Annotated in this window: 21 protein-coding genes; 13 read left to right on the top strand and 8 right to left on the bottom strand. The window is 70.8% G+C overall.

Annotated features, from left to right (window positions below; all coding sequences use genetic code 11):
• Positions 1 to 223 precede the first annotated feature (223 nt).
• From N8N77_RS03560 to mmsB, 13 genes are all read left to right on the top strand, one after another.
• Complete coding sequence (locus N8N77_RS03560; protein WP_261164666.1) at positions 224 to 2,728, top strand: RNA helicase; 2,505 nt, start codon at positions 224 to 226, stop codon at positions 2,726 to 2,728.
• 15 nt (positions 2,729 to 2,743) lie between these two features.
• Complete coding sequence (rsmA, locus tag N8N77_RS03555; RefSeq protein ID WP_261164664.1) at positions 2,744 to 3,583, top strand: 16S rRNA (adenine(1518)-N(6)/adenine(1519)-N(6))-dimethyltransferase RsmA; 840 nt, start codon at positions 2,744 to 2,746, stop codon at positions 3,581 to 3,583.
• Positions 3,584 to 3,640: 57 nt separating this feature from the next.
• Positions 3,641 to 4,717 (top strand): aldo/keto reductase, encoded by a 1,077-nt coding sequence (locus N8N77_RS03550; RefSeq protein WP_261164663.1) that lies wholly within the window; start codon positions 3,641 to 3,643, stop codon positions 4,715 to 4,717.
• Between the two features lie 10 nt (positions 4,718 to 4,727).
• Positions 4,728 to 5,660: a 4-(cytidine 5'-diphospho)-2-C-methyl-D-erythritol kinase gene (locus N8N77_RS03545; protein WP_261164662.1), complete on the top strand. Its 933-nt coding sequence runs from the start codon at positions 4,728 to 4,730 to the stop codon at positions 5,658 to 5,660.
• A 97-nt stretch (positions 5,661 to 5,757) separates the two neighbouring features.
• The gene (locus N8N77_RS03540) at positions 5,758 to 6,057 is read left to right on the top strand and encodes a DUF427 domain-containing protein (protein WP_261164660.1); all 300 of its coding nucleotides are present in this window, start codon (positions 5,758 to 5,760) and stop codon (positions 6,055 to 6,057) included.
• A gap of 4 nt (positions 6,058 to 6,061) precedes the next feature.
• Entirely contained in the window at positions 6,062 to 6,916 is an 855-nt protein-coding gene (locus N8N77_RS03535; RefSeq protein ID WP_261164659.1) for an ABC transporter ATP-binding protein, read from the top strand.
• Positions 6,913 to 7,590: an ABC transporter permease gene (locus N8N77_RS03530; protein WP_261164658.1), complete on the top strand. Its 678-nt coding sequence runs from the start codon at positions 6,913 to 6,915 to the stop codon at positions 7,588 to 7,590. Before N8N77_RS03535 ends, N8N77_RS03530 begins: the two co-directional genes overlap by 4 nt.
• The gene (locus tag N8N77_RS03525) at positions 7,587 to 8,300 is read left to right on the top strand and encodes an ABC transporter permease (protein ID WP_261164657.1); all 714 of its coding nucleotides are present in this window, start codon (positions 7,587 to 7,589) and stop codon (positions 8,298 to 8,300) included. The genes N8N77_RS03530 and N8N77_RS03525 overlap by 4 nt, the downstream gene beginning before the upstream one ends.
• On the top strand, positions 8,297 to 9,208 hold the full coding sequence (locus N8N77_RS03520) for an ABC transporter substrate-binding protein (protein ID WP_261164655.1): 912 nt from the start codon (positions 8,297 to 8,299) through the stop codon (positions 9,206 to 9,208). The genes N8N77_RS03525 and N8N77_RS03520 overlap by 4 nt, the downstream gene beginning before the upstream one ends.
• A gap of 122 nt (positions 9,209 to 9,330) precedes the next feature.
• Positions 9,331 to 10,320, top strand: coding sequence for a LacI family DNA-binding transcriptional regulator (locus N8N77_RS03515; protein WP_261165607.1), 990 nt, complete (start codon positions 9,331 to 9,333; stop codon positions 10,318 to 10,320).
• A gap of 219 nt (positions 10,321 to 10,539) precedes the next feature.
• The gene (gene chvE, locus N8N77_RS03510) at positions 10,540 to 11,631 is read left to right on the top strand and encodes a multiple monosaccharide ABC transporter substrate-binding protein (RefSeq protein WP_261165606.1); all 1,092 of its coding nucleotides are present in this window, start codon (positions 10,540 to 10,542) and stop codon (positions 11,629 to 11,631) included.
• Positions 11,632 to 11,724: 93 nt separating this feature from the next.
• Positions 11,725 to 13,251 (top strand): multiple monosaccharide ABC transporter ATP-binding protein, encoded by a 1,527-nt coding sequence (mmsA, locus tag N8N77_RS03505; RefSeq protein ID WP_261165605.1) that lies wholly within the window; start codon positions 11,725 to 11,727, stop codon positions 13,249 to 13,251.
• Positions 13,238 to 14,458 carry a multiple monosaccharide ABC transporter permease gene (gene mmsB, locus N8N77_RS03500; RefSeq protein WP_261164653.1) on the top strand — a complete coding sequence of 407 codons (1,221 nt, stop codon included), beginning with the start codon at positions 13,238 to 13,240 and terminating at the stop codon, positions 14,456 to 14,458. Before mmsA ends, mmsB begins: the two co-directional genes overlap by 14 nt.
• A gap of 62 nt (positions 14,459 to 14,520) precedes the next feature.
• Here the strand turns inward: mmsB and N8N77_RS03495 are convergent, their stop codons facing one another.
• The 8 genes from N8N77_RS03495 to N8N77_RS03460 form a co-directional block, all read right to left on the bottom strand.
• Entirely contained in the window at positions 14,521 to 15,213 is a 693-nt protein-coding gene (locus N8N77_RS03495) for a response regulator (protein ID WP_261164652.1), read from the bottom strand.
• Positions 15,210 to 17,720, bottom strand: a complete 2,511-nt coding sequence (locus N8N77_RS03490) for a DUF4118 domain-containing protein (protein ID WP_261164651.1) — start codon at positions 17,718 to 17,720, stop codon at positions 15,210 to 15,212. The genes N8N77_RS03495 and N8N77_RS03490 overlap by 4 nt, the downstream gene beginning before the upstream one ends.
• A gap of 1 nt (position 17,721) precedes the next feature.
• Positions 17,722 to 18,336 carry a potassium-transporting ATPase subunit KdpC gene (gene kdpC, locus N8N77_RS03485; protein WP_261164649.1) on the bottom strand — a complete coding sequence of 205 codons (615 nt, stop codon included), beginning with the start codon at positions 18,334 to 18,336 and terminating at the stop codon, positions 17,722 to 17,724.
• Between the two features lie 17 nt (positions 18,337 to 18,353).
• Complete coding sequence (gene kdpB / locus N8N77_RS03480; RefSeq protein WP_261164647.1) at positions 18,354 to 20,423, bottom strand: potassium-transporting ATPase subunit KdpB; 2,070 nt, start codon at positions 20,421 to 20,423, stop codon at positions 18,354 to 18,356.
• 88 nt (positions 20,424 to 20,511) lie between these two features.
• Complete coding sequence (gene kdpA / locus N8N77_RS03475; RefSeq protein WP_261164645.1) at positions 20,512 to 22,182, bottom strand: potassium-transporting ATPase subunit KdpA; 1,671 nt, start codon at positions 22,180 to 22,182, stop codon at positions 20,512 to 20,514.
• Positions 22,182 to 22,271: a potassium-transporting ATPase subunit F gene (locus tag N8N77_RS03470; RefSeq protein ID WP_261164643.1), complete on the bottom strand. Its 90-nt coding sequence runs from the start codon at positions 22,269 to 22,271 to the stop codon at positions 22,182 to 22,184. Before N8N77_RS03470 ends, kdpA begins: the two co-directional genes overlap by 1 nt.
• Complete coding sequence (locus tag N8N77_RS03465; protein ID WP_261164642.1) at positions 22,268 to 22,462, bottom strand: hypothetical protein; 195 nt, start codon at positions 22,460 to 22,462, stop codon at positions 22,268 to 22,270. Before N8N77_RS03465 ends, N8N77_RS03470 begins: the two co-directional genes overlap by 4 nt.
• A gap of 65 nt (positions 22,463 to 22,527) precedes the next feature.
• A complete protein-coding gene (locus N8N77_RS03460) occupies positions 22,528 to 23,277 on the bottom strand; it encodes a DeoR/GlpR family DNA-binding transcription regulator (protein WP_261164641.1) in 750 nt (249 codons plus the stop codon).
• Positions 23,278 to 23,310: the final 33 nt, after the last annotated feature.

Here is a 23,310-nt window from a genome sequence, read left to right as displayed (position 1 = left end):
GGCCTGCACGCTCGGAGCGAGCATCGACGGATCAGCGCGAGAGGCGCTGATCGAGCTCGGCGAACCGGAGTCGACGGTCAGCGCGGATTACGCGATGGCGTCGATGAGCTTCAACGGTTCGTTCCGATCCTCGGGGGCAGGTCGGCTCGATTGTACGCATTCGGCCCCCCGAGCGACACCCCGAGAAGACGGTGTGCGGTGCCGGCCTGCGAGAATGGACGGAATGGACACCTCGCTGCGTGACCGGATCGCCGGAACCGGCAGCGATCCCGACGGGCTCTACGACGCCTTCGTCGGCTGGGCCTCTGACGGCGGCGTGACGCTCTATCCCGCGCAGGACGAGGCGGTCATCGAGCTCGTCTCCGGATCGAACGTCATCCTCGCCACGCCCACGGGCACAGGCAAGTCGCTCGTCGCGGTCGCGGCGCACGCCGTCAGCATGGCGCGCGGCGGGCGCAGCTACTACACGGCGCCGATCAAGGCGCTCGTGAGCGAGAAGTTCTTCGCCCTCGTCGACCTCTTCGGCGCGGAGAACGTGGGGATGGTCACGGGCGACTCGTCGGTGAACCCCGACGCACCCATCGTCTGCTGCACCGCCGAGATCCTCGCCAACATCGCCCTGCGTCGCGGGGCGGAGGCCGACGTCGACATGGTGGTGATGGACGAGTTCCACTATTACGGCGATCGGGAGCGAGGGTGGGCGTGGCAGGTGCCCCTGCTGCTGCTGCCCCGCGCGCAGTTCCTGCTCATGTCGGCCACGCTCGGAGACACCGCGGCCATCGAGAGCGACCTCACCCGCCGCACCGGCCGGACGACGACCCTCGTCGCCGGTGCGGAGCGCCCCGTGCCGCTGCACTTCGCCTACGAGAAGCGCCCGGCCCACGAGGTGGTGGAGCGGCTGCTCGAGGAATCGGAGGTCCCGGTCTACATCGTGCACTTCTCGCAGGCGGCGGCGATGGAGCGCGCGCAGGCCCTCGCGAGCGTGCGGGTCGCCAGCCGCGAGCAGCGCGACGCGATCGCGGAGGCGATCGGCGACTTCCGGTTCACGACCGCGTTCGGCAAGACGCTCTCCCGGCTTGTGCGCGCGGGCATCGGCGTACACCACGCCGGCATGCTGCCGCGATACCGGCGGCTCGTCGAGACCCTCGCGCAGCGGGGCCTGCTGCGGGTCATCTGCGGCACCGACACGCTCGGCGTGGGCATCAACGTGCCGATCCGGACCGTGCTCGTCACGGCGCTGTCGAAGTTCGACGGCACGCGCATGCGCCGCCTGTCGGCCCGGGAGTTCCACCAGATCGCCGGCCGCGCCGGGCGGGCAGGCTACGACCCGTACGGCAACGTCATCGCGCTGGCCCCCGAGCACGACATCGAGAACGAGCAGGCGCGGCGCAAGGCGGGCGACGATCCGAAGAAGCTGAAGAAGATCACGAAGAAGAAGGCGCCCGACGGCTTCGTGAACTGGAGCGAGGAGACGTTCGAGCGGATCGTCCAGGCGCAGCCCGAGCCGCTGCAGCCGCAGCTGCAGATCACCTCGGCGATGCTCATCAACGTGATCGGGCGCGGCGGGGACGTCTTCGGTCACGTGCGGGGCCTCGTCTTCGACAACCATCAGCCTTCCGCGCAGCGTTTCGCGCTCGCCCGCCGCGCGCTGGCGATCTTCCGCACGCTGCGCGAGGCGGGCGTGGTCGAGGTCACGGGCGACGGGGAGATCCGGCTCGTCGTGGAGCTGCAGCCGAACTTCGCGCTGAACCAGCCGCTGTCGCCGTTCGCGCTCGCCGCGATCGATCTGCTCGACCCCGAGGACGGGGCGGAGGGGGCCGGGACGGGGCATTACGCGCTCGACGTCGTGAGCGTGATCGAGGCGACCCTCGACGATCCGCGGCAGATCCTGTCCCAGCAGGAGTACCGGGCGCGTGGCGAGGCCGTCGCGGCGATGAAACGGGAGGGCATGGAGTACGAGGAGCGCATGGACGCGCTCGAGGAGGTCACCTACCCGCGGCCGCTGCGGGAACTGCTGGAGCAGGCGTATGCCGTGTTCGCCTCCAGCCAGCCGTGGATCCGGGACTTCCCGCTGCGGCCGAAGTCGGTCGTGCGTGACATGTACGAGCGTGCCATGAGCTTCGCGGAGTTCGTGGGCTGGTATCAGCTGGGGCGCAGCGAGGGGCTGGTGCTGCGCTACCTCAGCGACGCGTACCGGGCCATTCGCCAGACGGTGCCTGCCGAGGCCCGCACCGAGGAGCTGGAGGACATCATCGCGTGGCTCGGAGAGCTGGTGCGACAGGTGGACTCGAGCCTCGTCGACGAATGGGAGGCCCTGGCGGCCGGCGCCGATGTCTCGGACGAGCCCGACGCCCTGCCGCCCGCGCCACCGTCTCTCGTGGCCAACCGTCGCGCGTTCACGGTTCTCGTGCGCAACGAGCTGTTCCGGCGCGTGCAGCTCGCGGCGCTCGAGCGCGACGAGGAACTGACCGCGCTCGATCCGCTCATCGACTGGCCCGCCGTGCTCGATGCCTACTACGCCGAGCACGACGAGCTGCTCACCGGCGGTGCCGCTCGCTCCCCGGCCCTATGCCGGATCGAGGAGGAGCCCGGCACGTGGCGCGTGGAGCAGACGCTCGTGGATCCGGCGGGCGACCACGACTGGCGGATCCGCGCCGAGGTCGACCTGGCGGCAAGCGACGAGCAGGGGTCCGCGGTCGTGCACGTGACATGGGCCGGCCGGCTCTGATGGGATGATGGGCGGATGACCGTGACGCTGCTCGGCCCGTCGGAGATCCGCACGCTGGCCGCTCGACTCGACGTCACGCCGACGAAGAAGCTGGGGCAGAACTTCGTCGTCGACGCCAACACCGTCCGCCGGATCGTGCAGGTCGCGAGGGTGTCCAAGGACGACCGGGTCGTCGAGGTGGGCCCGGGGCTGGGCTCGCTCACGCTCGCGATCCTCGAGACCGGGGCCGCGGTCACGGCCGTCGAGATCGACCACCGCCTGGCCGCGGAGCTGCCGGCGACGGCGCGCGCTCACGGGGTGCCGGAGGGCGCCCTCACCGTCATCGACGCCGATGCCCTGAGGGTCGCTGAGCTTCCCGGCGACCCGCGCGTGCTCGTGGCCAACCTGCCTTACAACGTGTCGGTGCCCGTGCTGCTGCACTTCATGCAGACCTTCCCCGCACTGGAGCGCGGCGTCGTCATGGTGCAGGCCGAGGTGGGGGAGCGGCTGGCTGCCGCCCCGGGCAGCAAGGTGTACGGCGCGCCGAGCGCCAAGGCCGCGTGGTACGGGCCGTGGCGATTGGCGGGCACGGTGTCGCGACAGGTGTTCTGGCCGGTGCCGAACGTCGACAGCGTGCTCGTCGCCTTCGACCGTGACGTCGAGCCCCGCGGGCCGGAGGGCGAGCGGGACGCCACCTTCCGGATCGTCGACGCGGCGTTCCAGCAGCGGCGGAAGATGCTGCGACAGGCCCTTGCCGGTGAGCTCGGCGGATCGGCGGCGGCGTCCGCCGTGCTGGAGCGCGCGGGCGTGGATCCGACGGCGCGGGGCGAGGCGCTCGGCATCGCGGACTTCCACCGCATCGCGCTGGCCATGTGACGCCCGCGCTTCGAACCCGCCGTGTGTCGGCGGCGCGGGCGTGGGTAGGGTGAAGCCATGAGCGAGAGCCCCCGATTCCGCACGGTCGCCGACATCGCCGACATCCACCGGCCCTACGCGGCGCACGAGGGGCGCTACGCGCGCAACGACTACCGGCAGGTGGGCGACTCGGGGCTCTACCTGCCGCCGCTCTCGCTCGGCCTGTGGTGGAACTTCGGCGACAACGTCCCGATCGACAACCAGCGCAGGCTTCTGCGCCACGCCTTCGACCGCGGCATCACGCACTTCGATCTCGCCAACAACTACGGGCCGCCGTACGGCTCGGCCGAGAAGAACTTCGGCCGCATCTTCGCCGAGGATTTCCGCCCCTACCGAGACGAGCTCATCATCTCGTCGAAGGCCGGCTTCGACATGTGGCCCGGCCCGTACGGCGACTTCGGCTCGCGCAAGTACATCCTCGCCAGTGCCGAGCAGTCGCTCGCGCGGATGGGCCTGGACTACGTCGACATCTTCTACTCCCACCGCACCGATCCCGTCACTCCTCTGGAGGAGACGATCGGTGCTCTCGACACGCTCGTGCGCCAGGGCAAGGCGCTGTACGTGGGCATCTCGTCGTACTCGGCCGAGCGCACGGCCGAGGCCAAGGCGATCGCCCGCTCGCTCGGCACTCCGCTGGTGATCCACCAGCCCTCCTACTCGATCCTGAACCGCTGGATCGAGGACGGCCTGACCGGCGTGCTGCGTCAGGAGGGGATGGGGGCCATCGCCTTCACGCCCCTGGCGCAGGGCCTGCTGACGTCGAAGTACCTCGGCGACGGCACCGCCGAGCGCGCGCAGCAGCGTCGCTCCCTGCCGAACAGCCGCCTCTCGGACAGCGCGCTGGCGACGCTGCGCGGCCTGGACGTGATCGCGACGGAGCGGGGCCAGACGCTGGCCCAGCTGGCCATCCAGTGGGTGCTGCGTGATCCGGTGGTCGTCTCGGCGCTCATCGGCGCCTCCCGCGTCGAGCAGCTGGACGAGAACCTCGCCGCCCTCGACGGTCCCGCCCTCACGACCGAGGAACGGGAGCGGATCGACGCGCTGGCCGACGGGGTCGGCGCGCAGCTGTGGGCGACATCCCCCGCGACCGAGTGAGCGGGCGCCGATGACTCTCGCGGAGATCTTCCCCTCGGTGCGAGTGCGTGCCCCGGGCAAGATCAACGTCTTCCTGCAGGTGGGGGGCCTCGACGACGACGGGTACCACGAGCTCGCCACGGCCTTCCAGGCCGTCTCGCTCTACGAGGACGTCGTGGCGACCTACGCCGATGACTTCACGATGGCGGTGAACGGATCGGTGCCCTTGGAGGGCGTGCCGGTCGACGACCGCAACCTCGCCCTGCGGGCGGCGCGGCTGCTGGCGGCCGAGACCGGGTACGAGGGCGGCGTGCACCTCGAGGTGCACAAACAGGTGCCGGTGGCGGGCGGCATGGGCGGCGGCTCGGCCGACGCGGCGGCGGCGCTCGTCGCGTGCGACGCCCTGTGGGGCACCGAGCTGCCCACCGGTGAGCTGCATCGGCTTGCGGCGCGGCTCGGCGCCGATGTGCCGTTCGCCCTGATGGGCGGCACCGCGATCGGCGTCGGTCGCGGCGATCGGCTCAGCCCCGCCCTTGCGCGCGGACGGTTCGACTGGGTGCTCGTCACGAGCGAGGAGGGTGTGTCGACCCCGGCGGTCTACGGTGAGCTCGACCGGCACCGCGAGCGGCACCGCGTGGACATCGGGCCGGTCCCGGCCGTGCCGCAGGTCGACGCCGACGTCCTGCACGCCCTGCGGGCCGGGGACGCCCGGATGCTCGCCTCGACGCTGCGCAACGACCTGCAGGCCGCCACGCTGCAGATGCGTCCGGACCTCGCCCCCGTGCTCGAGCTGGGCGAGCGGGAGGGCGCGCTCGCCGGCATCGTCTCGGGCTCCGGTCCGACGCTCGCCTTCCTCTGCGGGGGGCCCGAGGAGGCGATCGACCTGCAGGTGACCATGAGCGCCGCCGGCCACGTCGCGCTGCACGTGCACGGCCCCGTGCCGGGAGCCCGCGTCGTCGGCTGACCGGCCGCGTCCGCGTCACATTCGCGAAAGGCGAGCCCGATGTCGGTGCCCGACGGTATCGTCGGAACACGCCCGAAACCGACCGACTGGAGGGGCGATGAAGGCACTGTGGCGCGACCGGGTGGTCGCGGAGGCACCGGAGGACGAGCTACTGCGGATCGACGGGGCCTGGTATTTCCCGCCGAGCCGCGTGGACCGCGACCTGCTGTTGGCGTCGCCCACGCCGTACACCTGCAGCTGGCGCGGTGAGATCCAGTACTACTCGCTGACCGCGGACGGCGAGACGGAGCGCGACGCGGCGTGGTGCTACCCGTCGATGCCGCCCGAGGCGATCGAGCGGATCGGCACGGACGCGAGGCAGTACATCGCGTTCAGCCCCGCCGTGACGCTCCTCTGAGCGGATGATCGAGTTCCGCTCCGTTCGCAAGGAGTACGCGGGAGGCACGGTCGCCGTGGCCGACGTGAGCCTTGTCGTGCCGTCGCACAAGACCGTCGTGCTGGTGGGTTCCTCGGGTTCCGGCAAGACGACCCTGCTGCGCATGGTGAACCGCATGGTGGAGCCCACCAGCGGCGCGGTGCTGATCGATGACGAGGACGTGAAGGACCGCGACCCCGTGCGCCTGCGCCGAAGCATCGGCTACGTCATGCAGAGCGCCGGTCTCATGCCGCACGTGCGCGTGATCGACAACATCGCGACGGTGCCGCTGCTCAACGGCGTGCCCAAGCGGGAGGCCCGCGAGCGGGCGCGCGAGCTCATGGACACCGTCGGCCTCGACGCTGCCCTCGCCACGCGTTACCCGGCGCAGCTCTCGGGCGGGCAGCAGCAGCGCGTGGGGGTGGCGAGGGCGCTGGCGTCCGACCCGAACATCCTGCTCATGGATGAGCCCTTCGGCGCCGTCGACCCCATCGTGCGGCGCGAGCTGCAGCGCGAGCTGCTGCGGCTGCAGAGCGAGCTGGGGAAGACCACCGTCTTCGTGACGCACGACGTGGACGAGGCGTTCCTGCTCGGCGACGAGGTCGTGATCCTCGCCCAGGGCGGCCGCATCGTGCAGCAGGGCACGCCCGACGAGATCCTCGAGGACCCGGCCGACGACTTCGTGCGCGAGTTCGTGGGGCTCGTCGACGGTCGCCGCGGACTGACGCTGCGTGAGACCCGCAACGGCACCGCGGTGGTCGACGGGTCGGGGCGCATCCAGGGCATGTTGCGCCCCGAACTCGCCGCGCCCGCGGCCGGGGCGCGGAGCGAACCGACGTGAGCTGGACGCTGGACAACCTGGGGTTGATCGGCCAGCTCACGGTCGAACACCTGCGCCAGAGCGTGCCCCCGATCCTCTACGGGTTGCTGCTCGCGGTGCCGCTGGGCTGGATCGCGCACCGCTTCCGCCGCGTGCGTGGCCTCGTGCTCACGGTCACGGGCATCCTCTACACCCTGCCGTCGCTCGCCCTGCTGCCGCTGCTGCCCCTGGTGTTCGGAACGAGCACGCTGAGCCCGCTCAACCTGGTGCTCGCCCTGACCATCTACGCCGTCGCGATCCTCGTCCGCTCCGTGGCCGACGGCTTCGACGCCGTGGACGAGGACGCGCGGCGGGCGGCCGTCGCGCTGGGTTACGGCCAACTGCGCGGCTTCTGGGCGGTTGAGCTCCCGCTCGCGGGGCCCGTCATCCTGGCGGGCCTGCGTGTGACGGCGGTCAGCACGATCTCACTCGCGACCGTGGGCATCCTCATCGGCGTGACCAACCTCGGCTACCTGTTCACCAACGGGTTCCAGCGGCGGATCGTCGAGGAGATCCTCGCGGGTGTCGTAGCGGTCGCGCTCGTCGCCCTGCTCGTCGACGCCCTTCTCGTGGTCGCCGGACGCGTGCTGATGCCGTGGGCGACGGCGACGGCCGGCTCGTCCCGCATCGCGACGGTCGCGGGAGGGCACGCATGAACCTGCTGGTCGACGCCCTCGCCTGGCTGTTCTCACCCGAGCGACTCAGCGGCTCGAACGCGCTGCCGGCCGCCCTGCTCGCGCATCTGTTCTACACGTTCGCGTCGGTGGCCATCGCGGCGGCCATCGCGATCCCGCTCGGCTGGTACATCGGTCACACCGGTCACGGCCGCGAGATCGCGGTGGCGGTGTCGGGCGCCGCCCGTGCCCTGCCCTCGTTCGGGCTGATCCTGCTGCTCGTGCTGCTGCTGGGCGTGGCCCGCAAGCCGGAGGCCGCGATCACGGCGTTCGTCCTGCTGGCGATCCCCTCCATCCTGGCCGGCGCCTACACCGGGATCGACGCCATCGATCGGCGCACGATCGACGCGGGTCGTGCGATGGGCATGACCGGGTGGCAGGTGCTGTGGCGCATCGAGGCGCCGCTGGGGCTGCCGCTGCTCGTGGGCGGCCTGCGCTCCGCCGTGCTGCAGGTGGTCGCCACCGCCACCCTCGCGGCGTACGTCAACCTCGGCGGCCTCGGCTACGACATCATCCAGGGCATCCAGCTGAGGCGCTTCGAACAGGTGCTGGGCGGCGCGCTCGCCGTCGCGGCCCTGGCCCTCGTGCTCGACGCCGTGTTCGCCGTGATCCAGCGCGCGTCGATCCCGCGCGGCACCCTCGACCCGGCGCCCCGCGCCGCCCGACCGAACGAAAGAAGGCGATTCGCATGAACGCACCTCGCTCCCTCGCCCTTGGCGCCACCGCGCTGCTCAGCCTCGCGCTGGCCGGCTGCGCCTCCGCCGACCCGCTCGCGCCGCAGACGCAGGAGCCGGGCGGCTCCGGCGGCGACGAGACGATCGTGGTGGGCTCGCAGGCCTACTACTCGAACGAGATCATCGCCGAGATCTACGCGCAGGCCCTCGAGAACGCGGGCTTCACGGTCGAGAGGCAGTTCAACATCGGTCAGCGCGAGGCCTACATGCCCTCCCTCGAGAGCGGCGAGATCGACCTGTTCCCGGAGTACACCGGCAGCCTCTTGCAGCAGGAGTACGACCCGGAGACCTCGGCACGCACGGCGGACGAGGTCTACGACGCGCTCGTCGAGGCGCTGCCCGAGGGGCTGACCGCGCTCGACCAGTCGACCGCCACCGACCAGGACTCGTACACCGTGACGGCCGCCTTCGCCGAGGAGCACGGCCTGACGACGATCGCCGACCTCGCAAAGGTCGACGAGCCGCTCACGCTGGGCGGCCCGCCCGAGCTCGAGGAGCGTCCGTACGGCCCCCGCGGCGCGCAGGAGGTCTACGGCCTCGACCTGCAGTTCTCCGCCACGGGCGACACGACCGTCGAGGACCTGTTGGCCGGCACGATCCAGGTGGCGAACGTCTTCACCGCCGACCCGCGCATCCAGACCGAGGACCTCGTGCCGCTGGAGGATCCCGAGGGCCTCTTCCTCGCCTCGAACGTCGTCCCGATCGCGTCCTCGGACGTGGCGGACGAGATCGCCGACGTGATCGACCCGATCAGCGCCGCGCTCACTCCCGAGGGCCTCGTCGCGCTGAACGTGCAGAGCACGCAGGAGCAGATGTCGCCCGAGGAGATCGCGACGGGGTGGCTGGAGGAGCAGGGACTGCTCTGAGCCGCGCCCGGGTGACTCCGGCTCGCGCCGTGCGTCATACTGTGGGAAGCGATGTGACCGTGCGCATCGCGGAGACGGTGAAGGACGAGACGGCTGTGGCGAACGCGACGGAGCGGCCCCGGATGCCGAGCATCCGCGACGTGGCGCGCCTCGCGGTCGTCTCGCATCAGACCGTGTCGCGGGTTCTCAACGGACATCCGTCGATCCGCGAGGAGACGAAGCAGCGCGTCCTCGACGCCATCCGCCAGCTGGATTACCGACCCAATCAGGCTGCGCGCGCGCTCGTCACGTCCAAGCTCAATCTCATCGGCGTGCTCTCCGCGACGGTGGGGGAGTTCGGACCCACCGCCTCGATCGCCGCGATCGAGGAGGCGGCGCGCGCCGAGGGGTTCTCGGTGACCACGCTCAACCTGCCGGACACGAGCGCGGAGGCGATCGGAGCGGCGGTGCGTCAGCTGCTGCGCGAGCAGGTCGACGGCATCGTCGTGCTCGCGCCGCAGGTGCGCGTCTTCCACGTGCTGCGCGGGATGGCGATCGGCGTTCCGTTCGTGAGCCTGCAGACCTCCTCGGGAGAGGCCACCGCCCACGTCGCTCCGGATCAGCTCGAGGGGGCCCGAATCGCGACGCAGCACCTCGTCGACCTCGGCCACACGGACATCCTCCACCTGGCCGGGCCCCAGGACTGGATCGAGGCCGACTCCCGCATGCGCGGCTACCTGCAGGCGTTGCGCGATGCCGACCTGCCGACCATCCCCCCGATCCGCGGCGACTGGACGGCGGACTTCGGGCACTACGCCGGGATGGAGATCGCGCGGCGACAGGACTTCACGGCGGTCTTCGCCGCGAACGACCTCATGGCCATCGGTCTCATGCACGGGTTCCGCGACGCGGGGCTCGACGTCCCGCGCGACGTCAGCGTCGTGGGGTTCGACGATATTCCCGTGGCGGCACATGTCTGGCCGCCGCTCACCACCGTGCACATCGATTTCGCCGATCTCGGCCGCCGGGCGATCGCCAGCCTGCTCGCGGCGCTGCGCGAAGAGCCCGCCCCGAAGGAGGAGCGCCCCGCACCCGCCCTGGTCGTGCGCTCGTCCACCCACGCGCGCCGTTAGCGAGATGTGACAGAGCGTCGGCTTGACACCCGGCGCGAGCCGGTGCACGATGAAACGCGATGTGAACGGTCACACGTAGTCGTGAGGCCCCGACGAGGAAGTCCCGAGAGCACCAGTCCCGACCTCCTCGTCGGCGCATTCCTCCCGCCATCGCGGCGAGGGGCCGAGTCCTGTGATTCAGAGGAGAACACTGTGAAGAAGCACCTTCTGCTCGTCGGCATGGTTGCCGTCGGCGGACTGGCTCTCGCCGGCTGCAGCGGCGACCGCACCGGAGGCGGCGGAGCCGGGGCCGGCGAGGATGTCGACGTGAGCGAGCTCATGATCGGCGTCGCGATGCCCACGCAGCAGTCCGAGCGGTGGATCGCCGACGGCGAGAACGTCCAGGCCACGCTCGAGGACATGGGGTACCAGGTCGACCTGCAGTACGCCAACGACGACATCCCGACCCAGGTGTCGCAGATCGAGAACATGATCTCGAGCGGCGCCGACGCGCTCATCATCGCCTCGATCGACGGCACGACCCTGACCGACGTCCTGCAGCAGGCCGCAGACAACGACATCCCCGTCATCGCTTACGACCGCCTCATCAACGGCACGGAGAACGTCGACTACTACACGACGTTCGACAACTACCAGGTCGGCGTGCAGCAGGCGACGAGCCTCCTGACGGGGCTCGGCGTGCTGGACGAGAACGGCGAGGAGACGGGCGAAGAGGGCCCGTTCAACATCGAGCTGTTCGCCGGCAGCCCCGACGACAACAACGCCAACTTCTTCTGGGACGGCGCGATGGACACGCTGCAGCCGTACCTCGACTCGGGCGTGCTGACGGTCCCGTCGGGCCAGGTGGAGTTCGATCAGGCCGCGATCCTGCGCTGGCTGCCGGAGACGGCCCAGGAGCGCATGGAGAACATCCTCACGATCATCGGTGACACCCGCCTCGACGGCGTGCTCTCGCCCTACGACGGTCTGTCGATCGGCATCATCTCGGCGCTCACGAGCGGCGGGTACTCGGCCGACGACCTGCCGGTCGTGACGGGTCAGGACGCCGAGGTCGGCAGCGTGAAGTCCATCCTCGCGGGCGAGCAGTACTCGACGATCTTCAAGGACACCCGCCTGCTGGGTGAGACGGCCGCCGAGATGGTCGACGCCCTCATGCACGGCGAGGAGCCCGAGGTCAACGACACCGAGACGTACGACAACACCGTCAAGGTCGTCCCCGCCTACCTCCACGACTCGGTCATCGTCACGGCCGAGAACTACGAGGAAGTGCTCGTCGACAGCGGCTACTACAGCGCCGACGAACTCCAGTAATCGGCTGCATCACGGTCCGCCGCGCCTCGCGCGGCGGACCGTGGTCCGCCATCCGTCAGACGAGAAAGCGAACGCGTGAACACCATCCTCGAGATGCGCGGCATCACCAAGGAGTTCCCGGGCGTCAAGGCACTGCAGAACGTCACGCTCGAGGTCGAGCGCGGCACCGTCCACGCCATCTGCGGCGAGAACGGCGCCGGGAAGTCGACCCTCATGAAGGTGCTGTCGGGTGTCTACCCGCACGGGACCTACGACGGCGAGATCGTCCTCGAGGGCGAGACGGCGCAGTTCCGGGACATCCGCGACTCCGAGCGCGCCGGCGTCGTCATCATCCACCAGGAGCTGGCACTGAGCCCCTACCTCTCCATCGCCGAGAACATCTTCCTCGGCAACGAGCGGCAGAAGAACGGTTTCATCGACTGGCACGACACGAACGTCGAGGCGCAGAAGCTCCTCGCCCGCGTCGGGCTGGGCGACAACCCTGCCACCCCGGTCCGCGAGATCGGGGTCGGCAAGCAGCAGCTCGTGGAGATCGCCAAGGCGCTCTCGAAGCGCGTGAAGCTGCTCATCCTCGACGAGCCGACCGCCGCGCTCAACGACGAGGACTCCGCCCACCTGCTCGACCTGATCCGCCACCTGAAGGGGCAGGGGATCACGTCGATCATCATCAGCCACAAGCTCAACGAGATCAAGGCGATCGCCGATCGCGTGACGATCCTCCGCGACGGGCGCACGATCGAGACGCTCGAGCTGAACAGCGGCGAGGTCTCGGAGGACCGCATCATCAAGGGGATGGTGGGCCGCGACCTCGAGCACCGCTACCCGGATCGCACGGTGGAGCTGGGCGAGGAGGTGTTCCGCATCGAGGACTGGTGGGTGAGCCACCCGACCGAGCCCGAGCGCGTGATCATCCACGGGGCCAATCTGTCCGCCCGCGCCGGCGAGGTCGTCGGCATCGCGGGCCTCATGGGCGCCGGCCGCACCGAGCTCGGCATGAGCGTGTTCGGGCGGTCCTACGGATCCCGCATCTCCGGCCGGGTGTATGTGCGCGGCAAGGAGGTCAACACCAAGACGGTGGCCGACGCGATCGATGCCGGCATCGCGTACGCGACGGAGGACCGGAAGGTCTACGGCCTCAACCTCATCGAGGACATCAAGCGGAACATCTCGCTCGCGTCGCTGCGCAAGCTCGCCACGCGCGGCTGGGTCGACGCGGGGCAGGAGTACCTCGTCGCCGACCGGTACCGCAAGAGCATGAACATCAAGGCGCCGTCCGTCGGCTCCGTCGTGGGCAAGCTCTCGGGAGGAAACCAGCAGAAGGTCGTCCTCTCGAAGTGGCTGTTCTCGGACCCCGAGGTGCTCATCCTCGACGAGCCCACGCGCGGCATCGACGTCGGCGCGAAGTACGAGATCTACACCCTCATCAACGAGCTCGCCGCGCAGGGCAAGGCGATCATCGTCATCTCGTCCGAGCTGCCCGAGCTGCTCGGCATCTGCGACCGGATCTACGCGATCTCGGAGGGTCACATCACGGGCGAACTGCCCATCGAGCAGGCGACGCCCGAGTCGCTCATGCAGCTCATGACAAAGGAGAAGGAAGCCGACCATGTCCTCAGCTAGCGTTCCCGCGCCGTCGTCCCTGCGCAGCGCGCTCGGGTTTCTGACCTCGCGGATCCGGCAGATCGGCATCTTCGTCGCGCTGATCGTCATCGTCCTGTTCTTCCAGCTCGTCACCAACGGCCGCCTGCTGACGGCGGGCAACGTGTCGAACATCGTGGTGCAGAACAGCTACATCCTGATCCTGGCGATCGGCATGGTGATGATCATCATCGCCGGGCACATCGACCTTTCCGTGGGTTCGGTGGCGGCGTTCGTGGGCGCGGCATCGGGCGTCATGATCGTGCACTGGGGATGGCCATGGTGGGCCGGCATCCTCGTCTCGCTGCTCATCGGCGCCGCCGTCGGAGCATGGCAGGGCTTCTGGGTCGCGTTCGTCGGGATTCCCGCGTTCATCGTGACATTGGCGGGAATGCTGCTGTTCCGAGGGCTCACGCAGATCGTGCTGGGCAACACGCAGATCACGCCGTTCCCCACCGAGTACCGTCAGCTGGGCGGTGGCTACCTCTTCCCGCAGCTCTTCCCGGCATCGAGCTCGCCGGCGGAGTGGATCACGGTCGGCCTGGGCGTGCTCGCGCTCGTGCTGTACATCACCAACACGCTGCGCGAGCGCGGCAAGCGCGTGAAGCTGGGCCTGGAGAGCGAGCCGGCCTCGTGGTTCTACGTGAAGGTCGCGTTCATCTCGCTGCTCATCGCGTACCTGACCTACCTTCTGGGCGTCGCGCCCGGCTCGCGCGGCACGCCCATCGTGCTCATCGTGCTGGCCGTGCTGATCCTCGGCTACTCGCTCGTCATGAACCGCTCGGTGTTCGGCCGCCACGTCTACGCGATCGGTGGCAACCGCCACGCGGCCGACCTGTCGGGCATCAAGTCGAAGCAGGTGGACTTCTACCTGTTCGTCAACATGGGCGTGCTCGCGGCGCTCGCCGGCCTCGTGTTCACGGGTCGCCTCAACTCCGCCGGCCCCGGCGCGGGCAACCTGTTCGAGCTCGACGCGATCGCGGCGGCGTTCATCGGCGGTGCCGCGGTGCAGGGCGGTGTCGGTACGATCATCGGCGCCATCACCGGTGGTCTCATCATGGGTGTGCTCAACAACGGCATGTCGCTGCTGGGCATCAGCACCGACTACCAGCAGTTCATCAAGGGCCTCGTCCTGCTGCTGGCGGTGGCGTTCGACGTGTGGAACAAGCGCCGCACCCGCGCGCGCTGACCGAGCGAGACGGCGGAGGGGCCGGGGCGTCTTCGGACGCCCCGGCCCCTTGCGTTGCGGGCTCAGGTCGGGGGCAGCTGGAGCCGGTAGCCCATCCCGGGTTCCGTGAGGAGGAACCGCGGGTTGGCCGGGTCGGGCTCGAGTTTCTTGCGCAGCTGCGACACGTACAGGCGCAGGTAGCCCGTGTCCTCCACGTGATCGGTGCCCCACACCGAGGCCAGCATGTTCTGACGCGTGACGAGCTTGCCGGCGTTGCGGATGAGCAGCTCGAGCACCTGCCACTCGGTGGGCGTCAACCGGATCTGGCGGGGGTGCCCGCCGTCCCTGCGGGTCACGCTGCGCGCGGCGAGGTCGACCGTGATCTCGCCCAGCGCGACGGAGGGGGCCGCCTCCGCCTGGGGCACGCGGCGCGTCAGCGCACGGATGCGGGCGAGCAGCTCCTCCACGGAGAAGGGCTTGGTCACGTAGTCGTCCGCGCCGGCATCGAGTGCCTCGACCTTCTCGGCGGCCCCCGCACGGCCCGAGACGACGAGGATCGGCGCCTGCGACCAGCCGCGAATGCCCTGAATCACCTCGATGCCGTCCAACCGCGGCATGCCCAGGTCGAGCAGGAACACGTCGGGTCGATGCGCGATCGCGGCCGCGATGGCCTCGGCCCCGTCCGCCGCGGTATGCACCTCGTAGCCGGTGGCGCTGAGCGTGATCCGCAGCGCGCGAAGCAACTGCGGGTCGTCGTCGGCGATCAGGATCCTCATGTGTCCTCCGTGCCTCTCGCCTCGTCGGAATCGTCGGCCAGGGGCAGCGAGATCACCATGGTCAGGCCGCCGCCCGGCGTCTCCTCGGGCGTCAGAGCGCCCTGCATGGCCTCCATGAACCCGCGCGAGAGGGCCAGCCCCAACCCCAGGCCCGTCGCGTTGTCGTCGTCTCCCAGACGCTGGAAGGGCACGAAGACGTCATCCCGTCGCTCCGGGGGGATCCCCGGGCCGTGGTCGACGACCCGGATCTCGAGGCGCGGCCCGAAGGTGCTCGTCGAGATCCGCACGGGCGTGCCCGCGGGGGAGTGACGTCGGGCGTTCGCGAGCAGGTTGACGAGCACCCGCTGCAGCAGCACGGGATCGGCCAGCGCGCGCGCCGCGCCGTGCTCCAGCGCCAGTTCCACCTCGGCGGGCCCCAGGGCCAGCTCGTCCAGGGCGGGCGCGATCGCCTCGCCGGGATCGACGTGGACCGCGGCGATCGACAGCGCCCCGGCCTGCACCCGGCTGACGTCCAGCAGATCGGTGACGAGCGTCGACAGGGCGGACAGGCTCTCATCGGCGGCGTCGAGCAGCTCCCGGCGGTCGGCCTCGTCGAGGGCGACGCCCTGCGTGCGTAGCGCGCCGACGGCTGCGGTGGCCGCCGCGAGCGGTCGACGGAGGTCGTGGCTGAGCGCCGACAGGAGCGCGCCGCGCACGCGGTCGGAGGCCACGATCGGCTCGATCTCGCTGGCGGTCTCGGCCAGTCGCTGGTGCTCGAGCGCGGCCCGCAGCTGGGCGGCGACGACCGTGAGCAGCCGGTGGTCCGAGGCCGGCAGGTCGGCGCCGTGCAGCTCGAGCACGGCGTCGTCGGTCAGCGGCACGGACGTGTGGCGGCCGTCGGGCAGGGGCTCACCCGACCGCGCCAGCACCCGCTCGCCGGCAACGACCCGCACGCCGGGCAGCCGGAACGCCTCGCGCGTGCGCTCCACGAGCGCCTGCACGGCGCTCTGCCCCCGCAGCACGTTGCCGGCGATCGCCTGCAGCAGCTCGGACTCGGCGGCGGCACGGCGGGCGGCGCGGGCCCGCCGCGCGGCCCGGTCGACGACGTAGCTCACGAGGGCGGCGATCGTGACGTAGAGCAGCAGCGACACGACGTCGAGCGGGTCGGCGACCGCCGCCGTGTGCAGCGGCTCGATGAAGAAGTAGTTGAGCGTGAGCCCCGACATCACGGCGGCGAAGAGGGCCGGCCAGACGCCGCCGACGAGCGAGACGATGACGACGAGCAGCTGATAGGCCAGCACGTCGCTCGTGAGCGTCTCGGGGCTGCGCAGGACGACGAGCAGCCACGTCAAGGCGGGGCCCGCCGCGAGGGCCAGCACGAACCCGGCGATCCGGCGCCTCATCGTGAGCGCCCCGCCGATGCGCGGCAGCGCCAGCCGGTCGCTCGCCGCCGCGTGGGTGACCATGTGCACGTCGATGTCGCCGGACTCGCGGATCACGGTCGCGCCGATGCCGGGACCCGCCAGGGCCGCGGCCAGCCGGCCGCGGCGACTCGCACCCAGGACGAGCTGCGTGGCGTTGTGGGAGCGGGCGAACTCCACGAGCGCGGTCGGGATGTCGTCGCCCACGACCTGGTGGTAGGTGCCGCCGAGCTTCTCGGTGAGGGAGCGCTGCTGCGCGAGGGCGGCGGGGTCGCCCGCCCGCAGCCCGTCCTGGGTCAGCACGTGCACGGCCAGCAGATCGCCGCCCGCCGACCGCGCCGCGATGCGGGCGCCGCGGCGCAGGAGCGTCTCGCCCTCGGGCCCGCCCGTGAGCGCGACGACCACGCGCTCGCGCGCCTCCCACCGGCCCGCGATCCCGTGCTGTTGTCGGTAGGAGGTGAGCGCCTGGTCCACCTCGTCGGCGAGCCACAGCAGCGCGAGCTCGCGCAGGGCGGTGAGGTTGCCGAGCCGGAAGTAGTTCGACAGGGCGGCGTCGATGCGCGGCGCGGGATAGACGAGGCCGCCGGCGAGGCGGTCGCGCAGCGCCTGCGGGTCGAGGTCGACGACCTCGATCTGGGCGGCGCCGCGCAGGAACGCGTCGGGAACCGTCTCGCGCTGCGGCACGCCCGTGATCTGTTCCACAGCGTCGTTGAGCGATTCGATGTGCTGCACGTTCACCGTGGAGATGACGTCGATCCCGGCCGCCAGCAGCACCTCGACGTCCTGCCACCGCTTCTCGTGGCGCGACCCCGGCGCATTCGTGTGCGCCAGCTCGTCGACGAGGGCCACCTGGGGGCGGCGCGCGAGCACCGCGCCGAGGTCCATCTCTTCCAGGTCAACGCCCCGGTGCGCCACGCGAGCGCGCGCAACGGCGGGCAGGCCGGCGGCCATGGCGGCGGTGGCCTCCCTGCCGTGGGTCTCGACGAAGCCGATCACCACGTCCTTGCCATCGGCGAGCAGTTGGCGGCCCTCCTCGAGCATCGCGTAGGTCTTGCCGACCCCCGGGGCAGCGCCGAGCAGCACCCGCAGCCGCCCTCGTGTGCCCATCTCAGCCCTCCCGCTCGTCCAGGGCCAGGTTAAGGGTCACGACGTTCACCGCGGGGTCGCCGAGGAATCCGAGGGCGGGGCGGGCCGTGTGCGCGTCGATCAGCTCGAGCACCTCCGCCAGTGGCACGCCGCGCGCCTGGGCGACGCGTTCGGCTTGCAGCCGCGCGTAGGCGGGGCTGATGTGCGGATCGAGGCCGGAGGCCGAGGCCGTCACCGCGTCGGACGGCACGTCGGCCTCGGCGACGCCGTTGAAGGCCGCGATCTCGGCGCGCCGCTGGACGATCGCGGCCACGAGGTCGGCGTTCTCGGGGCCGAGGTTGCTGCCGGCCGAGGCGGTGGCGTCGTATCCCTCGCCGGCCGCCGACGGCCGCGGCTGGAAGAACTGCGGCAGCGGCGCGCCGTCTGCGGCGGCGAACGACTGACCGAGGAGCGCCGAGCCGACGACCCGGCCGTCGTCGTCGCGGAGGAGCGTGCCGTTCGACGGGGCGGGGAACAGCAGTTGACCGGCGATCGTGACGAGCGCGGTGTAACCGAGGCCGAGCGTGGCGGTGAGCACGAGCAGGGCGCGGGCGGCGACCCACAGGGTGCGTCCGCTCGAGCGGGTGGTGGCGTTCATGGAGACCTTCCTGAAGATCAGAAACCGGGGATGAGGCGCACGAGCTGGTCGATGACCCAGATGCCGAGGAACGGAGTGAGGACGCCGCCCAGGCCGTAGACGGCGAGATTGCGTCGCAGGATGCGGGCGGCGCCGAGCGGCCGGTAGCGCACACCCCGCAGCGCGAGGGGCACGAGGAGCACGATGACGATCGCGTTGAAGATGACGGCGGAGAGCACGGCGGACGCGGGCGAATGCAGTCCCATGACGTTCAGGACGGCCAGCCCGGGGAAGACGCCCATGAACATCGCCGGAATGATGGCGAAGTACTTCGCGATGTCGTTGGCGATCGAAAAGGTCGTCAGGGCGCCGCGCGTGATGAGCAGCTGCTTGCCGATCGCGACGATGTCGATGAGCTTGGTGGGATCGCTGTCGAGGTCGACCATGTTGCCGGCCTCCTTCGCGGCGGAGGTGCCGGTGTTCATTGCGACGCCGACATCGGCCTGCGCGAGCGCGGGCGCGTCGTTCGTGCCGTCTCCGGTCATCGCCACGAGCCGCCCGCCCTCCTGCTCGCGACGGATGTACGCGAGCTTGTCCTCTGGAGTGGCCTCGGCGAGAAAATCGTCGACGCCGGCCTCCTTCGCGATCGCCGCGGCGGTGAGCGGGTTGTCGCCCGTGACCATGACGGTGCGGATCCCCATGGCGCGCAGCTCCGCGAAACGCTCCGTGAGGCCCTCCTTCACGACATCCTTGAGATGGATGACCCCCAGCACGCGGTGCGCCCCGTCCGCGGAGCGTGCCGCCACCGCCAACGGCGTGCCTCCCGACTCGGAGATGCGCGCGACGTGCGCCTCGAGGTCGGCGCGCACGTCGGCGGGAAGCGGCGAACCGCCCGCCTCCGCCCACGCGGCGACGGCGGATGCGGCGCCCTTGCGGATGCACGTGCCGTCGGCGAGGTCGAGGCCCGACATCCGCGTCTGCGCCGTGAAGGGCACGACCTCACCGGCCGCCCCCTCCGGCGCGCCGCCCTGTGCCCGCGCCAGGTCGACCACCGAGGTGCCCTCGGGGGTGGGGTCGGCCAGGGAGGACAGCGCAGCCGCCGTCACGAGCTCCTCGAGCGGCACGCCGGAGAGGGGGAGGAAGGCGCTGGCGCGGCGGTTGCCGTAGGTGATCGTGCCGGTCTTGTCGAGCAGCAGCGTCGTCACATCGCCCGCCGCCTCGACCGCGCGCCCCGACATGGCCAGCACGTTGCGCTGCACGAGCCGGTCCATGCCCGCGATTCCGATCGCCGACAGCAGGGCGCCGATGGTCGTCGGGATCAGGCAGACGAGCAGCGCGACGAGGACGGTCACGCTCACGGGCGCGGCGGGGTAGGAGGCGATCGGATTGAGCGTCAGGGCGACGGCCACGAACACGATCGAGAGCGATGCGAGCAGGATGTTCAACGCGATCTCGTTGGGCGTGCGCTGGCGCGCGGCGCCCTCGACGAGGGCGATCATGCGGTCGACGAACGTCTCGCCGGGCTTCGAGGTGATCCGCACGACGATCCGGTCGGAGAGCACGCGCGTGCCGCCCGTGACCGCCGAGCGGTCGCCGCCCGATTCGCGCACGACCGGTGCGGATTCTCCGGTGATCGCGGACTCGTCGACGCTGGCGATGCCCCACTCGATGTCGCCGTCACCGGGGATGAGATCGCCGGCCGCGACGACCACCGTGTCCCCCAGGCGCAGCTGCGCGGACGAGACGTCCTCGAGCGTGGCGTTCGCGGCCGAGGGGTCGCGGGCCGGGTCGTAGTCGACCACGCGATGCGCCGTCGTGCTCGTGCGCGTGCGGCGCAGGGTCTCGGCCTGGGCCTTGCCACGCCCCTCCGCGATCGACTCCGCGAGGTTGGCGAACAGGACGGTCAGCCAGAGCCACGCCGCGATGATCCCGGTGAAGGACGGCGGCACGGCGGCCCCGCCCGAGGCGCGCGGGCCGCCCAGGAACGGTTCGGCGATCGCGAGCAGGGTCGCGAGCGCTGCCCCGACCCAGACGAGGAACATGACGGGATTGCGCCACTGGGCGCGCGGGTGCAGCTTGCGAACGGCGCCGGGCAGGGCGGCGCGCACCTGCGCTGCCGTGAGCGTGCGGCGAACCGCCGGCGTCGGGGCGCGGCGGGGACGCGGAGGGGGAGGGGTGGATGACGATCGACATGGTTCAGAGCAGCCCTTCCGCGAGGGGACCCAGTGTGAGGACAGGGAAGAAGACGAGCGCCGTCACCAGGATTCCGGTGCCGACGGTGAGGCCCACGAACAGCGGGCGATGAGTCGGCAGCGTGCCGGCCGACACGGGCACCCGTTCCTGGGCGGCGAATGAGCCGGCCAGTGCCAGCACGAGCACGATGGGCACGAAGCGGCCGAGGAGCATCGCCACGCCGAGCGCACCGGTGAGCCAGTCGGTGGTGGCAGTGAGTCCGCCGAACGCGGATCCGTTGTTGTTGGCCGCGGAGGCGAAGGCGTAGAGCACCTCGGACAGCCCGTGCGGGCCGGTGTTGGCGAGGGAGTCGTCGACGATGCTGGCTCGCAAAGCCGGCACCCCGAAGCTCAGTGCGACCCCGGCGAGCACGATGATCGGCATGACGAGGATGTACAGGCTCGCCAGCTTCATCTCGCGGGGGCCGATCTTCTTGCCGAGATACTCGGGGGTGCGGCCGACGAGCAGTCCGGCGATGAACACCGCGAGGATCGCCACGATGAGCATTCCGTACAGTCCCGACCCCACGCCGCCCGGGGCGATCTCACCCAGGAGCATGTTCAGCATCGGCATCATGCCGCCCAACGCGGTGTACGAGTCGTGCAGGGAGTTGACGGCGCCCGTGGAGGTGAGAGTGGTGGTGGCGGCGTAGAGCACTGACTGCGCGAGACCGAAGCGCACCTCCTTGCCCTCCATCGGCGCACCGGCGAGCTCGGGTGCGCTGCCTCGTCCGGCGAACTCGAAGGCGGCCAGGGCGGCGAGCGACGCCAGAGCCAGGACGAGCATCGCGGCGAGGATCGCGTAGCCCTGTCGCGAGTCGCCCACGATCCGTCCGAAGGCGCGCGGCAGCGAGAACGGGATGAGCAGCAGGAGGACGATCTGCAGCAGGTTCGTCCACCCGAGGGGGTTCTCGAACGGGTGGGCGGAGTTGGCGTTGTAGAAGCCGCCGCCGTTGGTGCCGAGCGCCTTGATGGCTTCTTGCGAGGCGACCGGCCCGCCGGGGATCGACTGCGTGCCGCCGGAGATCGTGGTGATGTCGGTGAAGCCGTTCAGGTTCTGCACGACGCCCCCGGCGACGAGGGCGAGCGCCGCGAGGACGGCGAGCGGCAGCAGCACGCGGAAGCACCCGCGGACGAGGTCGACCCAGAAGTTGCCGATGGTGCCGGAGCGGCGCGCGGCGAGACCGCGCACGAGGGCGACCGCGACGGCCAGCCCCGTCGCGGCCGACACGAAGTTCTGCACCGTCAGCCCGAGGGCCTGCACGGTGTGCGCCAGGCTCTCGCCGGAGTACGCCTGCCAGTTCGTGTTGGTCACGAAGGAGATGGCGGTGTTGAAGGCGACCGCCGGGTCGACCCCGGCCAGGCCCTGCCCGAACGGCAGCACGGATTGTGCGCGCTGCAGCAGATACAGCAGCAGCACACCGGCGAGGGAGAACAGCAGCACCGACCGCAGGTACGCCTGCCACGACTGCTCGCGCCCCGGGTCGACGCCGATGGCCCGGTACACGCCGCGCTCGACGGCGAGGTCGCGCCGGCTCGTGAGCGCCCACGCCAGGTAGTCGCCGACGGGTCGGTGCAGCACGCCCAGGATGAGGACGAGCGTCGCGACGCTCGCGCCGAGAACCGCCCACTCCATCAGAACCGCTCCGGCTTCACGAGGGCGAAGAGGAGGTACCCGATCGCGGCGACAGCCAGCACTGTGGCGATCAGCTCGAACACGATCACAGCCGTTCCACCGCCTTCGCGACGACGCCGACGAGCGCGAACAGCGCGATCACGCCCAGCAGATAGATGAGGTCGCTCACCCCAGGACTCCGTTTCCACCGTCGGGCGGCCCGGTGTGGGGCCGCGTGCCCGCACACCGGGCACAGCTGTCGATGGAACACCTCTCGGGGGGAGGAATCGGGCGTCCTCACGGAACGCATACGGGGATGTGCTCGACCCTGACGCTTCCCTCACGGCGGCGGGCGCCGTGCCCCCGTCACGCCGTCAGAACGGCGGTCTTCGCCCCGATCCTCGACAGAGTGGGGGAGTCGGAGGCATCGGTGATCACGCCGACGGTCTCCTCCAGCGAGATGACCGGGAACGGGGAGGCGGCGCCGACCTTTTCAGAGGACCCGAGCACGTACGTCTCCGCCGCTCGGGCGGCCAACGCGCGCTTGATCGCCGCCTCCTCCGCATCACCCGTCGTGAGCCCGGTGTCGGGGTGAATCCCGGTGACCCCGAGGAGGAAGACATCGGCGTTCACGCGCTGTGCGGCCTCGAAGGCGACAGCGCCGTAGGCGACGGCGGAGTGCTTGAAGAGACGTCCGCCCAGGATGAGCACCTCGGCGGAGGGGTGATCGACCAGTGCGGCGGCGACCGTGGGGCTGTGCGTCACGATGGTGCAGGACAAATCGCGCGGCAGGGAGCGCACGACCTCCAGCGCGGTGGTCCCGCCGTCCAGGATCGCCGTGGCGCCCGGGCGGATGAGCCCGGCGGCCACCCGCGCGACGCGTCGCTTGCCCTCCACCGAGACGGACTGTCGCCCCGCGTAGTCGGCGACGGCCGGGGACGCCGGAAGAGCGCCGCCATAGACCCGTTGGCAGAGGCCGTCCGCCGCCATCTCACGCAGGTCCCGGCGAACGGTGTCCTCCGACAGACCCAGGCGAGCGGCCTCGTCCTTGGCGAGAACCTTGCCCTCCCGCCGCAGGATGTCGAGCAGGTGAGCACGTCTCTCCGCCGCCAGCATGTCATCCGACTCCTTCGCATTTGTGCACGTTTG

Origin of the sequence: Microbacterium sp. Marseille-Q6965 (genome assembly GCF_946151065.1) — a bacterium.
Classification (GTDB): Bacteria; Actinomycetota; Actinomycetes; order Actinomycetales; family Microbacteriaceae; genus Microbacterium.
This window is presented reverse-complemented; position numbering and strand designations above follow the sequence as displayed.